The 1,927-nt window shown below is 64.7% G+C and carries 1 protein-coding gene and 2 pseudogenes; all 3 read right to left on the bottom strand.

From position 1 onward, the window contains the following. A pseudogene (locus tag AC1D00_RS38985) lies at positions 1-491 on the bottom strand (acetate/propionate family kinase); the annotation flags it as partial. Positions 492-496: 5 nt separating this feature from the next. Then, positions 497-1,459, bottom strand: a complete 963-nt coding sequence (locus AC1D00_RS38980; RefSeq protein ID WP_477014339.1) for a phosphate acetyltransferase — start codon at positions 1,457-1,459, stop codon at positions 497-499. Positions 1,460-1,488: 29 nt separating this feature from the next. Then, positions 1,489-1,927: pseudogene (locus AC1D00_RS38975) on the bottom strand (hypothetical protein); the annotation flags it as partial.

Raw genomic sequence — 1,927 nt, 5'->3', positions numbered from 1 at the left:
GCGTAATGGTCGGCGACCGCACTGTGCGTGCGATGAAAGGCGGTATCGAAGCATGCCACCTGCGGCAGCGTCGGGAAGCCGGCAAGGATCGAGCGGATCGGCGCAAGATTATGCGGTTGATGCAGCGGCGCAAGGCTGACGAACCGCTCCAGCCGGGCGACCACGCCATGATCGATCCGTACCGGCCGATCATAGTCCGGACCGCCATGCACGACGCGGTGCCCAACCGCGATCGGGTCGATGCGAAGCTCGTCACGCAACCAGCTCCCCGCGATCTCCATCGCGGCCGGAACGTCCGCGACCGCCTCGATCGGGTAGGCGCGGTCGGCGAGCGTATCGCCATTCGCGCCGCTCGCCCGCAATCGCGGACGGCTACCAATGCCGTCCATCTGGCCCTTGAGCTGCCGCCGCAGCCTCCCCTCTCCCTCGATCGAAAAGACCTGGAACTTGACGCTCGAGGAGCCCGCATTGACGACGAGAATCGTATCCATGATGGTCACGCGGCAACTGTCGGGGCGTGTTGACGCCGGGCATTGGCATAGAGCGACGCCACCGCGCAGGATGCCATGCGCGCCCGCGGCGAGTCCGCCCGTGACGTCAGCACGACGGGCACCCGGGCGCCGAGCACGATGCCGGCGCCGTCGGCCTTGGCAAAGTAGGCCAGGTTTTTCGCCAGCATGTTGCCCGATTCGAGGTCGGGAACGACGAGGATCTGAGCCCGGCCGGCGACCTCGGACTTGATGCCCTTGATGCGCGCGGCCTCGGGATCGATGGCATTGTCGAACGCGAGCGGGCCGTCGAGCACGCCGCCGGTGATCTGCCCGCGATCAGCCATCTTGCAGAGCGCAGCCGCCTCGATCGTCGAGGGAATCTTGGACGTCACGGTTTCCACCGCCGAAAGGATTGCCACCCGTGGCGTCTTGCCGAATCCGGCCTCATTGTAGAGATCGATGGCGTTCTGGATGATGTCGCGCTTGGCATCGAGATCGGGAAAGATGTTGATCGCGGCATCCGTCACCAACAGGGTTTCGGCATAGACCGGCACGTCCATCACGAACACATGGCTGATGCGCCGGTCGGTGCGCAGACCGCCCACCTTCGCCGTCACCGCGCGCATCAACTCATCGGTGTGAAGGCTACCCTTCATGAGCATTTCGCCCTTGGCTGCGTGGATCAGCTCGACACCTTTGTCGGCGGCCTCCTCGCTATGCGCGGCGTTGACGATCTCGAAGCCGGAGATGTCGAGGCCGGAGCTGCGCGCGATGTCGCCGATTCTGCTCGCGGGCCCGACCAGGATCGGCCGGATGATGCCGGCCTGCGCGCTGTCGACAGCGCCGCGCAACGAGGTTTCGTCGCAAGGATGCACCACGATTGTCGGAACCGGCGGCACCGCCTTTGCCGCCGCAATCAACCGGTCATACTTGCTGGGAGACTGCGTTTGCCTTGCTTCGGTTGACATGATGTCGCTCCCAATCCTTGCAGACAGCCTTACGACGCCTTCGCCTTTGGATCGAAAGGGGCGACGTTCGATTCTCCTTCACCTGTATCGACGCCGAACAACGTGGCGACGCGCCGGAGGCGACTTGCGCGCTCGCCCGTGATCTCGCCGCTTGCGGAGAGCACCTCGCGTATCGCCGCGAAGGCCGCACGCCGCTGGTTGACATCCTCGGGCAACAGCTTCTGAACGGCTGCCAAAGCACCTTCCCGATCGATCAGCAGCATGAAGAACTGCTCGCGGACCAGCATCTTGAACTCCGGAAGCGTCATTCGCTGTCCACTGTAGTCGCGACGGATCTGGCGCAACGCCTCAATGCTGCGCTCGTCGACCATTCCCCGCGCCGACCCGATGTAAAGCAGGCTTCGAATGGCCGCCTCGCGCAGGCCGCCCTCGCCGATCCCGGATTTCAGCTGCGCAACCCGCTTGTCC

This window comes from Bradyrhizobium sp. P2_E8 (assembly GCF_056403875.1).
This window is presented reverse-complemented; position numbering and strand designations above follow the sequence as displayed.

Excerpts from the sequence above, each read along its gene's own strand:
- AC1D00_RS38980 (WP_477014339.1), bottom strand. The coding sequence starts at position 1,459 with ATGTCAACCGAAGCAAGGCAAACGCAGTCTCCCAGCAAGTATGACCGG.